The following is a 13,700-nucleotide window of genomic DNA, read 5'->3' on the forward strand; positions in this document are numbered from 1 at the left end:
GAGTGTACGTGCAATTTAATAGAGATACAACCAACAGGAGGAGAAGTATGGCAGGAAATCATAGTTTGGTAATTGACAGAATAATCGGTAATATCGAAAAGGTAATGATTGGGAAACGAGACGTGGCAGAACTTAGTTTAATTGCTTTACTTGCTCAAGGTCATGTTTTATTAGAAGATGTACCTGGAGTAGGGAAAACAATGATGGTAAGAGCTTTGGCGAAATCAGTTGGTGCTAATTTCCGTAGAATTCAATTCACCCCAGACCTTTTGCCCTCTGATGTAACAGGAGTCTCCATTTATAATCCGAAAGAGCTGGAATTTCAATTTGTACCAGGTCCGATCATGGGAAATATCATCCTTGCAGATGAAATCAATCGAACATCGCCCAAAACGCAGTCAGCCCTTTTGGAGGCGATGGAAGAAAGTAGTGTAACGATTGATGGAATTACCCATCATTTACAAAAGCCATTCTTTGTTATGGCAACCCAGAATCCCATTGAATATGAAGGAACATACCCTCTACCTGAAGCTCAGCTAGATCGGTTTTTATTAAAAATGCAGATGGGATATCCAACTGTGGAAGAAGAAATGGAAGTGTTAACTAGAGTCCAAGTAGCAGCACCTATTGAAAAATTAGAGTCAGTTGTAACCTTGGATGAGCTGCTTACTCTTCAATATGAGGTTAGACAGGTGTATGTGGATGACACAATAAAAAAATATATAGTGGAGCTTGCTACTGCAACGAGAGAGCATGCGGGTATCTATTTAGGAGTCAGTCCTAGGGGTTCCATTGCATTAATGAGAGCATCACAAAGCTATGCCTTTATTCAAGGAAGAGATTATGTTATTCCTGATGATGTTCAATTTTTGGTGAAAGCTGTATTTGCCCATCGAATTATCTTAAAATCAGAAACAAAATTCGATGGAATATTAGCTGAGGAAATTATCAATCGAATTGTTGGGCAAGTCCCTGTACCGGTGCAAAGGTTAGTGAAGTAATGAAAAGATTTTTGCAAAAATTAAATCGGATTTGGAAACTAATCTTACTATTTTTATTACTAGCGATGGTTTTTTCTTATGCTATGTTTCAAGGTGGATTTGTTAGCTGGTTTTTGTTCTATAGTTTTTTACCATTTGCAATATACGGACTACTGATTGCTGGTTACCCAATTAGAGACTGGCGGGTGAAACGAAAAATTCAAAAATATGAATATAGCGCAAAAGAAGAAATGCATGTAGAGATTGAATTAACAAGAAATACATTCTTCCCTATTTTCTATGTAATGGTGGAAGATTCCTTTAGCTCGACTATAGGGGAAAAGATAATGGGGAAGAAGTTGTTAATGCCTGGATTCAGACGTACTCTTACTTATAAATATACGGTGAAAGAATTGCCGAGGGGTGAGCATGTATTTGATCAGCTTTTCCTGCAAATAGGGGATCCTTTAGGTCTTGTAGAGAAGAAGAAAGTATATATTCAAGTTGATCGGATTCTTGTCTATCCCCCATTTGAGGAGATGGTTTACAAGCCCTTGGAAAATCATTATGAACAAGGGATGACTTCTTCGAAGGAACGGGTGCAACGGGATACGACAATGGCTGTTGGGATAAGAGAGTATCAGCCTGGTGACCGCTTTTCGTGGATTAACTGGAAAGCAAGTGCAAGACGAAATAATATGATGACAAAAGAGTTTGAACAAAAGCAGACCCATGACATTATGATTGTTATGGATTGCGAGGAGCATAAGAGATTTGAAGCAGTAGTTTCTTTTGCGGCTTCAACAATTCGTGCCATTTTAAAAAAAGGTGCTCAAGTAGGATTTTTATCAGTAGATACTGGTCGAACATTTTTTCCGATAAGAGGAGGAGAAAGCCAACAACAACTATTACTCTATCATTTAGCAAAGATTCGTACTACAAAGGATATAACACTCGCAGAGGTTTTGGATAATGAAAGCAGCCGGTTGCAGCAGCAGGCTACTGTCATGTTGATTACGTCAACGTTAACGAAAGAGCTAGTAGATAAAGCAGGCTGGCTTTCTAGCAAAAGGTATAATATGGCGGTGTTTGTCGTTACAGGTAAGAATGAAGGCCTATCTAGTGGCGAAAAAACATTAAGTGCCTTTGCTGCCAAAAGAGGGATTCGAATTATCCATGTTTCTGAGGGAAGATTTAAAGAGGCTTTTGGGGAGGTGATGGCTTAAATGGGTGCATCATTTAGTAAAAAGTACATCACAATATCCAATTTTCTATTGTACGTTTTAGGGTTTTTATTAATTTGGGAATGGCTCAGACCATTGGAAGAGTTGACGAATACAGAAAATGTGATTGTTTTTAATCTATTTCTTGCGCTTTCTTTATTGTTAGCCTTTTTGCGAGCACCAAGCTTGTTAAGTGGAACATTAAAGACGGTTTATATTATCTTTGTTCTTCAGTCTTTATACTTTGACGAGTCCTTTTTAACCTTCCAATGGATTCAGCCTTTTGTTACTGAATTTATTGATAATCTAGTATTAGTGTTTGATACAAATTGGCCGGAAATGACCAATATGTTTAAAAGCTGTCTCTGCTTTATTTTGCTATGGCTGATGGCATATTTAATTGATTACTGGCTGATTAAGCGAAGAAAGATTTTTACTTTCTTTTTGCTGACGATTATTTATATTACAGTATTAGATACCTTTACAATCTACCGTGCTAATAGTGCAATTATTCGGACGGTAATCATCGGTTTTACAGCGATGGGGATGTTAACATTTTTTCGATTAAACGACAAAGAGGGTTCAGGGAATAATCATAGCTCTATTTTAAAATGGATGTTCCCGTTGCTCCTATTTGTAATAGTGAGTGCTGGAATTGGCTATGTATCACCAAAGGCAGACCCTATTTGGCCAGATCCAGTTCCTTTTATTCAAACGATGGGGAATAAGGGTGGCGAGGACGAAGGGGGCGGCACGGGGGATGGTGTTCATCGTGTTGGATATAGCGTAGATGATTCTAGATTAGGCGGGGACTTTATTGGTGATTCCTCCTTGGTTTTTGTTGCAGAAGTGGAAGAGCCCCATTATTGGAAAGTAGAAACAAAAGATACGTATACAGGTAAAGGCTGGATACAGTCAGAGGAATCTTTACAATTAAGCCGGGATAACTTTGAAGTATTAGACCACGGTGGAGAGATTCCGTTTATTTCCTTTATTGATGGAGAAAAGGTGAAGCGGACGGAATCGCAAAGCACGGTTCAATTTGCAAATGCTTTTTCGTACTTCCTATACCCTTTAGGAGTAAAAGAAATATCCGCTGCTAATTCCTATATGGAAATTGAAAGTGGAAATGAGCGCGGTGTTTTTAATGGATATGTAGAAAGGTATTCCGTTACATATGATATACCGGAATACAGTTTAGATGCACTAACAACGGCAGATATGGAAGACTTTGTGATGGATAATCCAGATATTGCGATTCGCTATCTTCAACTTCCGGATTCATTGCCGCAAAGAGTGAAGGATCTTGCTGTTGATATAACAAAAAATGATGAAAATGTATTTGCGAAAGTAAGATCGATAGAAACCTATTTCTCCTCCAATGGCTTTGTTTATAGTCAAAGTAATGTTGCCATTCCTAATGGGGATGAGGATTATGTGGATCAATTCTTATTTGAAACTAAGCTGGGATATTGTGATAACTACTCTACTTCAATGGTTACCTTATTGCGTTCAATTGGCATTCCATCACGATGGGTTAAGGGCTTTACAGAAGGAGATTTTGTAGAGGCAGATGGTGAAATTCGTCGTTATGAAGTAACAAATAATAATGCGCATTCCTGGGTAGAAGTGTATTTTCCAGAGGTTGGTTGGGTTTCCTTTGAACCAACACAAGGATTCTCAAATGCAAATACGTATATAAATGATATACAGAACGATCAAAATACCAATGATACAGAATCGCAAACACTAGAGGAGCAGGAACAACAACAAGAAACTCCCGAAAACAAACCGGAAGAGCAAGAACAAACGTTAGAACCAACATCTCCAACTACGGGGGGATGGAGTAATTATATAGCTGCAGTCAAAGGGAATTGGCAATGGATTGCTCTTGTTCTAGCTTTGATTGGGATGTTAGGACTTGCTATTTATAAATTTCGATATAAATGGCTGCCATATTATTATATTTGGAAATTTAAAAATGCAGCTGGCGAAAATAATTTTCCAAAAGCATATATCGTATTGTTACATTTATTAGAAATAGCAGGCCTTGAGAAAAAGGAAGAAATTACCTTAAGAGAGTACGCAAAGCAAATTGATCATATCTATTCAAGTGATGAAATGAGCGTATTGACTGCTAAATATGAGGAATATCTGTATAAAGGTCAAATGCAAAAAGGCACCTGGGAAGATTTGAGGGAATTGTGGGAAAATTTAATTAAAAAAACAACGGCTTGACCATCGATTCGACATGTTGTTACAATATTCTCATCTATATATAATTCCTTCATATATCCTCGATGATATGGTTCGAGAGTCTCTACCGGGTCGCCTTAAATGATCTGACTATGAAGGCAGATAAGTCTTTCCAATTTAGCTTCTTGATGGAATCCCAAAGACTAGAATTCTGCCTTCGTTTTTATTTGAGGCCGATTCTAGTCTTTTTTTCTTAAAAAAAGATTGTGAAATAGAGATAAGAAGCATGAATGATGAAGGTGTTTGGCAATAGTAATAAGAGAAATTCAAATAGATTAATTGGGGTGAATAGGAATGGGGAAAGCACATATAGAAGGTCAGGAAATGATTGTTGTCCTAGACTTTGGTAGTCAATACAATCAATTGATTACAAGAAGGATAAGAGAATTTGGAGTATACAGTGAGTTGCATCCACATACCATTACTGCTGAGGAGATTAAGGAATTAAACCCTACAGGAATAATTTTCTCAGGTGGACCTAACAGTGTGTACGATGAAAATGCATTTGGTGTAGATGAGAAAATATTTGATTTAGGACTTCCTATCTTTGGTATTTGTTATGGTATGCAATTGATGACCCAGCATTTTGCAGGAAAAGTGGAAAAAGCAAAGCATCGTGAGTATGGAAAAGCAGCGATCAATATTGAAAACAACTCAAAATTATTTGCTGATCTTCCAACAGAACAAATCGTTTGGATGAGTCATGGGGATTTAGTTGTAGAAGCTCCAGCTGGATTTACAATTGATGCAACAAGCGCTTCTTGTCCTATCGCTTCTATGAGTAATGAAGAACAAGGATTATATGCCGTTCAATTCCATCCAGAGGTTCGTCATTCTGTATATGGAAATGAATTGTTGAAAAACTTTGTGTTCGGAGTTTGTGGATGCAAAGGTGACTGGTCTATGGAAAACTTCATTGAAATCGAAATGGAAAAAATTCGCCAGACAGTTGGCGACAAAAAAGTTCTTTGTGCCCTTAGTGGTGGAGTAGACTCTTCTGTTGTTGCTGTTTTGATTCATAAAGCAATTGGTGACCAATTAACATGTATATTTGTCGACCATGGACTTCTTCGTAAAGGAGAAGCGGAAGGGGTTATGAAGACTTTCACAGAAGGCTTCAATATGAATGTGATTAAAGTCGATGCAAAAGAACGCTTTATGTCTAAACTAGAAGGCGTAAGTGACCCAGAGAAAAAACGTAAGATTATCGGAAATGAGTTCATCTATGTATTTGATGATGAAGCAGCTAAATTAGAAGGAATCGATTTCTTAGCACAAGGTACACTTTACACAGATATTATTGAGAGTGGAACGGCTACTGCACAAACAATTAAGTCCCATCATAATGTTGGTGGACTTCCGGAAGATATGCAATTCCAATTAATTGAGCCTTTAAATACGTTATTTAAAGATGAAGTTCGTGCTCTTGGAACGGAATTGGGAATAGCTGATGAAATTGTGTGGAGACAACCTTTCCCTGGTCCTGGTTTAGGTATTCGTGTATTGGGTGCAATTTCAGAAGAAAAATTAGAAATCGTGCGTGAATCAGACGCTATTTTACGAGAAGAAATTAAAAAAGCTGGTTTAGAACGAGATGTATGGCAATACTTTACAGTTCTTCCGGATATCCGAAGTGTGGGGGTAATGGGTGATGCGCGTACCTATGACTATACTATTGGAATTCGCGCAGTTACTTCCATTGATGGAATGACTTCTGACTGGGCGAGATTGCCATGGGATGTACTAGAAGTGATTTCTACAAGAATCGTTAATGAAGTAGCCCATATTAACCGTGTAGTATATGACATTACTAGTAAGCCACCTGCAACGATTGAGTGGGAGTAAAAGAAAAAAATAGTAGCTATTCCTTTTAAAAAGGAAAGTTCTGCAAAAAAAGCGAACAATCGTATGTTTTTGTTGAGGATTGTTCGCTTTTTGTATTGACGAGCTTTCATCAAGCTGTTAAACTGGATTTACAACTGAAAAAGTTTTTACTCGTATAATATCGGGGAATACGGCCCGAAAGTTTCTACCGAGCTACCGTAAATAGCTTGACTACGAGGTAAGTGTGTATATAGGGAATAATTAGAACTTATTTATATTTTTAAGAAAGTTTCCCTATTCTTATTCACAAACCCTAGTCAACGCTCCTTTAATCGTAGGAGTGTTTTTTGTTTTAGTAGATTATTAAAGCATTTATGAGAGGGGAAAGATCAATGAAGAAGTTTTTCAAATTTGAAGAACTAGGCACAAATTACCGCAGAGAGTTTTTAGGTGGTTTCACTACATTCCTTGCGATGGCTTATATTTTAGCAGTAAATCCATTTACATTAACTTTAGGGGATGTTGCTGATCTCCCCAATGCATTAAGAATGGATTATGGAGCGGTGTTTGTAGCAACAGCACTTGCTGCAGCAGTAGGTTCTCTTATTATGGGAATATTCGCTAACTATCCAATCGCATTAGCTCCAGGCTTAGGCTTAAATGCATATTTTGCTTATACCGTTGTTTTGACACAAGGACATCCATGGCAACATGCATTAGCAGCTGTATTTATTTCAAGTGTATTTTTCTTATTATTAACAATATCTGGACTTCGTGAAAAATTAATTAATGCCATTCCGGTTGAATTAAAACTTGCGGTAGGCGCGGGTATTGGATTATTTATCACATTTATCGGTTTGCAGAACTCTGAAATCATCGTTGATAATCCAGCAACGCTTGTACATATTGGTGATTTAACCAATCCAAGTACATTACTAGCGATTTTTGGTATTTTTGTAACAATTATTTTAATGGTTAGAGGAATTCATGGTGGTGTATTCTATGGAATGATCATCACAGCAGTAGTCGGAATGATTTTCGGTGTTATTGATACTCCTTCTAAAGTAGTGTCTGCTGTTCCAAGTATGGAGCCAACATTTGGTGCATTATTCTCCGCGCTTGGTGATCCAGGATTTTATACACAGAGCATGTTAGTAGTCGTTTTAACATTCTTATTTGTTGATTTCTTTGACAACGCGGGTACATTGGTGGCTGTTGCTAATCAAGCTGGCCTTATGAAAGATAATAAATTACCAAGAGCAGGTAAAGCGTTATTCGCAGATTCCATTGCATCTATGGTAGGTTCTATATTCGGTACATCTACGACAACTTCTTATATTGAGTCATCAGCGGGTGTTGCAGCAGGAGCTCGTACTGGTTTTGCAGCAGTAGTTACAGCAGGGTTCTTCTTACTGTCATTGTTCTTCTTCCCATTATTGGAAGTTGTAACGTCTGCTGTTACAACGCCGGCTTTAGTTGTAGTGGGTATTTTGATGGTTTCATCCCTTGGGAAAATTGATTGGACGAAGTTTGAAGTGGCTGTTCCGGCATTCCTTACTATCGTTGCAATGCCTTTGACATACAGTATTGCAACAGGTATAGCTGTTGGATTTATCTTTTATCCAATTGTTATGATTGTAAAAGGTCGTATCAAGGATATTAATCCAATAATGTACGTATTCTTTATTATCTTTGCGTTGTACTTTATTTTCTTACAATAGTATGAAATGGATTGGCTGATTAAGTCTATTGTGATGAGGATGCCAATGTATATGACATATTGAGGTATGGGAAAAATATCTTTTCTAATAAGAATAGGGATATCCATTTTGGATGTCCTTTTTCTCAATTTTTCGTTGACTTCCAATAAAGACTTTAATAACATTGAGTTACCGAGAAGTCTGTTGAAGTGAGGAAATAAGTATGCCTAATTTACTAATTAAGAAAGCGCTGAATAATAATGTGCTCATTGGAGACCATCCATCCTATGGAGAAGTAGTGCTTATAGGAAAAGGAATAGGTTTTAATCAGAAAAGTGGAGATTCTATTGATGTGAGTGTTGTAGAGAAGCTGTTTGTTTTAAAGGATGAAAAGGAGCAAAGTAATTATTTGAAGCTTCTTCCTCAAGTGGATAATGAGTTGTTGGATGTAATTGTTTCATCTATAGAACTGATTAAAAACAAGACAAATACAAAGCTGAACGAGCATATTCATATCGCGTTAACAGATCATATTATGTTCGCTGCGTCCCGTGTTACGAACGGGCTGGTATTAAATAATCCGTTTCTGATTGAAACAAAGGCATTGTACCCGTTTGAGTACACAATCGCAGAAGATGTTGTGAAATTAATCGGTGAACAAACAGGGCTTCAATTACCAGTTGGTGAAATCGGTTTCATCGCTTTGCATATTCATAGTGCAATGGTGAACAAAAGCTTATCAGAGGTCAATCAACATTCACAGTTAGTTACGCATCTTGTGAATTTAATAGAAGAACAACTAGATACAATAATTGATAAAGATAGCATCGATTATATGCGCCTTGTAAGACATTTGCGTTTTACGATTGAACGGGTGAATACAGGAGAAAAAGTAGAAGAGCCAGAAAAAATAACTTTACTATTGAAGAGTGAGTATCCACTGTGCTATAATCTTGCGTGGAAGCTCATAAAAGTGATGCAACAAGCACTTAAAAAGCCGGTCTTTGAAGCAGAAGCAGTATATCTGACGATGCATCTACAAAGACTTCAGAAAAAAATCAAATAGTTCTTATCTTATAAACGTGTTACTGATTCGATCAGGCATGAGTGAAAAGATGATTGATTTAAATGATTTAGGGTAACCTAACCTTAGCGTTTATTTCAATCTATCTTCACTCATGCCTTTTTTGTTTTTTGCTCTTGATTGAGAACGCTTTTTTGAGCCGAAAAAAAATTTAGGAGGAAAACGAAATGTTTAAAAAGATTTTTGGTGTTTTACAAAAAGTTGGTAAAGCGCTTATGTTGCCAGTTGCTATTCTTCCGGCTGCAGGTATCTTGCTTGCGTTTGGTAATGCATTGCAAAATCCGACGCTGCTTGATATTGCACCATTTTTAAATAATAGTGGAGTGGAAATGGTTGCGTCCGTTATGGAAGCTGCAGGAAATATCATATTTGGTAACCTTTCCTTGCTATTTGCTGTTGGTGTTGCTGTTGGTTTAGCCGGTGGTGAAGGTGTTGCTGGTTTAGCTGCTATTATTGGATTCCTCATTATGAACGTGACTATGGGTACAGTTCTAGGAATTAAAGCTGAGGATTTAGTGGGTAGTACAGAATATGCAGCTGTTTTAGGGATTCCTACTCTTCAAACTGGTGTGTTTGGTGGTATCATTGTCGGTATTATCGCCGCCTCGATGTATAATCGTTTCTTTGAAATTGAATTACCATCTTACTTAGGTTTCTTTGCAGGGAAACGCTTTGTTCCGATTGTGACAGCTGCAAGTGCAGTAGTTTTAGGGTTAATAATGATAATTATTTGGCCTCCAATTCAACACGGTCTAAATACTTTCTCTGAAAATATGTTGGGTGCTAATTTAACATTATCGGCGTTTATTTTTGGTTTGATTGAAAGATCATTGATTCCTTTTGGATTACATCATATTTTCTATTCTCCTTTCTGGTTCGAGTTTGGTAGTTACACTACGAATGCTGGAACAATTGTTAAAGGTGACCAAGCTATCTTTATGAACCAAATTAAAGATGGTGTTCAAAATTTAACTGCAGGTACATTTATGACTGGTAAATTCCCATTCATGATGTTTGGGTTACCAGCTGCAGCTCTTGCTATTTATCATGAAGCTCGTCCTGAGAAAAAAGCAATTGTTGGTGGTTTAATGGCATCAGCGGCATTAACTTCTTTCTTAACAGGTATTACAGAGCCGTTAGAATTCTCATTCTTATTCGTGGCTCCAGTATTGTTTGGTATTCACGCTGTTTTTGCAGGTCTATCTTTTATGACGATGCATTTATTAAATGTAAAAGTCGGTATGACATTCTCTGGTGGTTTAATTGATTATGTGTTATTCGGTTTAATTAATCCACAAACAAATGCATGGATTATTATCCCTGTAGGTTTAGTATTCGCTGTTATTTACTATTTTGGATTCCGTTTTGCGATTCGTAAGTTCAACCTGAAAACTCCAGGTAGAGAAGATGAATCAGATGAAACAGAAAGTAGTACAAAAGGAACAACTAGCGATCTTCCGTATGACGTATTAGAAGCAATGGGTGGACAAGAAAATATTGCGCATTTAGATGCATGTATTACTCGTCTTCGCGTATCTGTTAACGATATTAAATCCGTTGATAAAAATCGTCTGAAAAAACTAGGTGCTGCAGGAGTACTTGAAGTCGGAAATAATATTCAAGCAATATTTGGGCCTCGTTCCGAAACGATTAAAGGTCAAATGAAAGATATTATGAGTGGGAAAAGACCACGTCCAACTGCTCAGCCATCTATGGATAAAGAAGTGCAAGAACAAATTGAAGATGTAAATCCAAGTGCATTACAAGGTAATGTAACAGGGGAAGATTCTTTCGTTGCCCCTATCAAAGGGGAATTGGTGGCTATAACGGATGTGCCTGATGCTGTTTTTGCAGGGAAAATGATGGGGGACGGTTTTGCGATTATTCCTTCAGAAGGAACAGTTGTTTCACCTGTTGACGGAAAAATTGTTAACTTATTCCCAACAAAACATGCCCTTGGGATTTTGGCTGATAATGGTCGCGAAATTCTCATTCACTTTGGTATTGATACTGTTAAATTAAAAGGGGAAGGCTTTGAAACGCTTGTTTCGGAAAATGATCAAGTAAAACAAGGACAACCTCTATTGAAAGTAAACCTTGACTATATTAAAGAAAATGCAACTTCAACTATTACACCTGTTGTATTTACAAATTTAGCTGAGGGTGAATCAGTTCAAATTAATAAACATGGTAATGTGGAACTTAAAGAAGAAAATGTAGTAACGATTACTAAGTAATAATATATAGAAGAAACTCGGTCTATTGGTCGAGTTTTTTCTATATATAAGGGGGAATTGTGGGAAGGTGGTAGTAGTATTGTTAACGGTATAATGAGAAGCAAGTTTAGCTGAAATTTGAAGGATTGTAATGAACAGGAAGGATCTAGTTAATTAATACTTAATTTCATCCACCCTTATACTTCAGTAAGACTCAACCATAAGCTTATGAGAATGTGAGGAAGGTGGGTGGGAAATCAACTGTCCGTAAAGGCATAAGTGGTTAGTTTCACTTTATTGGAATAATAAATAGGATGAAGGATAGAGGTAGGGGAAATAGATATATTAACAAATATATTTTAAATTATATAATTTTATTCATTTTCTGTTGACGAAAATAATAACAGGTGTTATGATATGAAAACAGCCTTACGAAAGCTATTGATTAATTTGATTGATAGTGAAAAAGAAAATTATATTAAAAAAGTAATTGACTTATTCATCAAAGGTTGGTATGATATAAAAGTTGCTTCTGATAGCAGCAAACAAATTGCTCTTTGAAAACTGAACAAACAAACGTCAACAATAATCGTTTTATAACGAACGTTATAGAATGAAAACAACAAGTAATAAAAAGCTAGAGTTTAGCAATGAGCTAATCAACTCTTTATTGGAGAGTTTGATCCTGGCTCAGGACGAACGCTGGCGGCGTGCCTAATACATGCAAGTCGAGCGGACTTTAAAAGCTTGCTTTTAAAGTTAGCGGCGGACGGGTGAGTAACACGTGGGCAACCTGCCTGTAAGACTGGGATAACTTCGGGAAACCGGAGCTAATACCGGATAATCCTTTTCTACTCATGTAGAAAAGCTGAAAGACGGTTTACGCTGTCACTTACAGATGGGCCCGCGGCGCATTAGCTAGTTGGTGAGGTAACGGCTCACCAAGGCAACGATGCGTAGCCGACCTGAGAGGGTGATCGGCCACACTGGGACTGAGACACGGCCCAGACTCCTACGGGAGGCAGCAGTAGGGAATCTTCCGCAATGGACGAAAGTCTGACGGAGCAACGCCGCGTGAGTGATGAAGGTTTTCGGATCGTAAAACTCTGTTGTTAGGGAAGAACAAGTACAAGAGTAACTGCTTGTACCTTGACGGTACCTAACCAGAAAGCCACGGCTAACTACGTGCCAGCAGCCGCGGTAATACGTAGGTGGCAAGCGTTGTCCGGAATTATTGGGCGTAAAGCGCGCGCAGGCGGTCCTTTAAGTCTGATGTGAAAGCCCACGGCTCAACCGTGGAGGGTCATTGGAAACTGGGGGACTTGAGTGCAGAAGAGAAGAGTGGAATTCCACGTGTAGCGGTGAAATGCGTAGAGATGTGGAGGAACACCAGTGGCGAAGGCGACTCTTTGGTCTGTAACTGACGCTGAGGCGCGAAAGCGTGGGGAGCAAACAGGATTAGATACCCTGGTAGTCCACGCCGTAAACGATGAGTGCTAAGTGTTAGAGGGTTTCCGCCCTTTAGTGCTGCAGCAAACGCATTAAGCACTCCGCCTGGGGAGTACGGCCGCAAGGCTGAAACTCAAAGGAATTGACGGGGGCCCGCACAAGCGGTGGAGCATGTGGTTTAATTCGAAGCAACGCGAAGAACCTTACCAGGTCTTGACATCCTCTGCCACTCCTAGAGATAGGACGTTCCCCTTCGGGGGACAGAGTGACAGGTGGTGCATGGTTGTCGTCAGCTCGTGTCGTGAGATGTTGGGTTAAGTCCCGCAACGAGCGCAACCCTTGATCTTAGTTGCCAGCATTTAGTTGGGCACTCTAAGGTGACTGCCGGTGACAAACCGGAGGAAGGTGGGGATGACGTCAAATCATCATGCCCCTTATGACCTGGGCTACACACGTGCTACAATGGATGGTACAAAGGGCAGCAAAGCGGTGACGCCTAGCAAATCCCATAAAACCATTCTCAGTTCGGATTGTAGGCTGCAACTCGCCTACATGAAGCTGGAATCGCTAGTAATCGCGGATCAGCATGCCGCGGTGAATACGTTCCCGGGCCTTGTACACACCGCCCGTCACACCACGAGAGTTTGTAACACCCGAAGTCGGTGGGGTAACCGTAAGGAGCCAGCCGCCTAAGGTGGGATAGATGATTGGGGTGAAGTCGTAACAAGGTAGCCGTATCGGAAGGTGCGGCTGGATCACCTCCTTTCTAAGGAAAATGGAATTCACATTCCATCACAGATTGTTGACGATTTGTTGTTCAGTTTTGAGGGAGCAATTCCTCAAAAACAGGCTTATAATAAGCCAATTGTTCCTTGAAAACTAGATTATGAATAGTAAAAACAAGAAAGAAACCGAGTAATCGCCATCTTAGATTCTCTATTTTAGAGAATTACTTCTTTGGAAAGTAA

General features: G+C 38.7%; 8 protein-coding genes, 1 rRNA gene and 2 riboswitches. All 9 genes read left to right on the top strand.

The window, feature by feature from the left end:
• Positions 1 to 47: 47 nt before the first annotated feature.
• The gene (locus AB3U99_RS02680) at positions 48 to 1,001 is read left to right on the top strand and encodes an AAA family ATPase (protein WP_400245242.1); all 954 of its coding nucleotides are present in this window, start codon (positions 48 to 50) and stop codon (positions 999 to 1,001) included.
• Positions 1,001 to 2,206, top strand: coding sequence for a DUF58 domain-containing protein (locus AB3U99_RS02685; protein ID WP_400245243.1), 1,206 nt, complete (start codon positions 1,001 to 1,003; stop codon positions 2,204 to 2,206). The genes AB3U99_RS02680 and AB3U99_RS02685 overlap by 1 nt, the downstream gene beginning before the upstream one ends.
• The gene (locus tag AB3U99_RS02690; RefSeq protein WP_400245244.1) at positions 2,207 to 4,441 is read left to right on the top strand and encodes a DUF4129 domain-containing transglutaminase family protein; all 2,235 of its coding nucleotides are present in this window, start codon (positions 2,207 to 2,209) and stop codon (positions 4,439 to 4,441) included.
• A gap of 29 nt (positions 4,442 to 4,470) precedes the next feature.
• A riboswitch (purine riboswitch) is annotated at positions 4,471 to 4,572 on the top strand.
• Positions 4,573 to 4,753: 181 nt separating this feature from the next.
• Entirely contained in the window at positions 4,754 to 6,304 is a 1,551-nt protein-coding gene (gene guaA, locus AB3U99_RS02695) for a glutamine-hydrolyzing GMP synthase (protein ID WP_400245245.1), read from the top strand.
• Positions 6,305 to 6,434: 130 nt separating this feature from the next.
• Positions 6,435 to 6,537, top strand: a riboswitch (purine riboswitch).
• Positions 6,538 to 6,675: 138 nt separating this feature from the next.
• Entirely contained in the window at positions 6,676 to 8,004 is a 1,329-nt protein-coding gene (locus AB3U99_RS02700) for an NCS2 family permease (RefSeq protein WP_400245246.1), read from the top strand.
• A gap of 202 nt (positions 8,005 to 8,206) precedes the next feature.
• Complete coding sequence (gene glcT, locus AB3U99_RS02705) at positions 8,207 to 9,049, top strand: glucose PTS transporter transcription antiterminator GlcT (RefSeq protein WP_400245247.1); 843 nt, start codon at positions 8,207 to 8,209, stop codon at positions 9,047 to 9,049.
• 185 nt (positions 9,050 to 9,234) lie between these two features.
• Positions 9,235 to 11,304, top strand: a complete 2,070-nt coding sequence (ptsG, locus tag AB3U99_RS02710; RefSeq protein ID WP_400245248.1) for a glucose-specific PTS transporter subunit IIBC — start codon at positions 9,235 to 9,237, stop codon at positions 11,302 to 11,304.
• Between the two features lie 396 nt (positions 11,305 to 11,700).
• On the top strand, positions 11,701 to 11,844 hold the full coding sequence (locus AB3U99_RS02715) for a hypothetical protein (RefSeq protein WP_400245249.1): 144 nt from the start codon (positions 11,701 to 11,703) through the stop codon (positions 11,842 to 11,844).
• Positions 11,845 to 11,950: 106 nt separating this feature from the next.
• Positions 11,951 to 13,498 (top strand): 16S ribosomal RNA (locus AB3U99_RS02720).
• Positions 13,499 to 13,700 lie beyond the last annotated feature (202 nt).

The sequence above is a fragment of the Niallia tiangongensis genome (assembly GCF_044704065.1).
Lineage (GTDB): Bacteria > Bacillota > Bacilli > Bacillales > Cytobacillaceae > Niallia > Niallia tiangongensis.

Excerpts from the sequence above, each read along its gene's own strand:
- AB3U99_RS02680 (WP_400245242.1), top strand. The coding sequence starts at position 48 with ATGGCAGGAAATCATAGTTTGGTAATTGACAGAATAATCGGTAATATC.
- AB3U99_RS02685 (WP_400245243.1), top strand. The coding sequence starts at position 1,001 with ATGAAAAGATTTTTGCAAAAATTAAATCGGATTTGGAAACTAATCTTA.
- AB3U99_RS02690 (WP_400245244.1), top strand. The coding sequence starts at position 2,207 with ATGGGTGCATCATTTAGTAAAAAGTACATCACAATATCCAATTTTCTA.
- guaA (WP_400245245.1), top strand. The coding sequence starts at position 4,754 with ATGGGGAAAGCACATATAGAAGGTCAGGAAATGATTGTTGTCCTAGAC.
- AB3U99_RS02700 (WP_400245246.1), top strand. The coding sequence starts at position 6,676 with ATGAAGAAGTTTTTCAAATTTGAAGAACTAGGCACAAATTACCGCAGA.
- glcT (WP_400245247.1), top strand. The coding sequence starts at position 8,207 with ATGCCTAATTTACTAATTAAGAAAGCGCTGAATAATAATGTGCTCATT.
- ptsG (WP_400245248.1), top strand. The coding sequence starts at position 9,235 with ATGTTTAAAAAGATTTTTGGTGTTTTACAAAAAGTTGGTAAAGCGCTT.
- AB3U99_RS02715 (WP_400245249.1), top strand. The coding sequence starts at position 11,701 with ATGAAAACAGCCTTACGAAAGCTATTGATTAATTTGATTGATAGTGAA.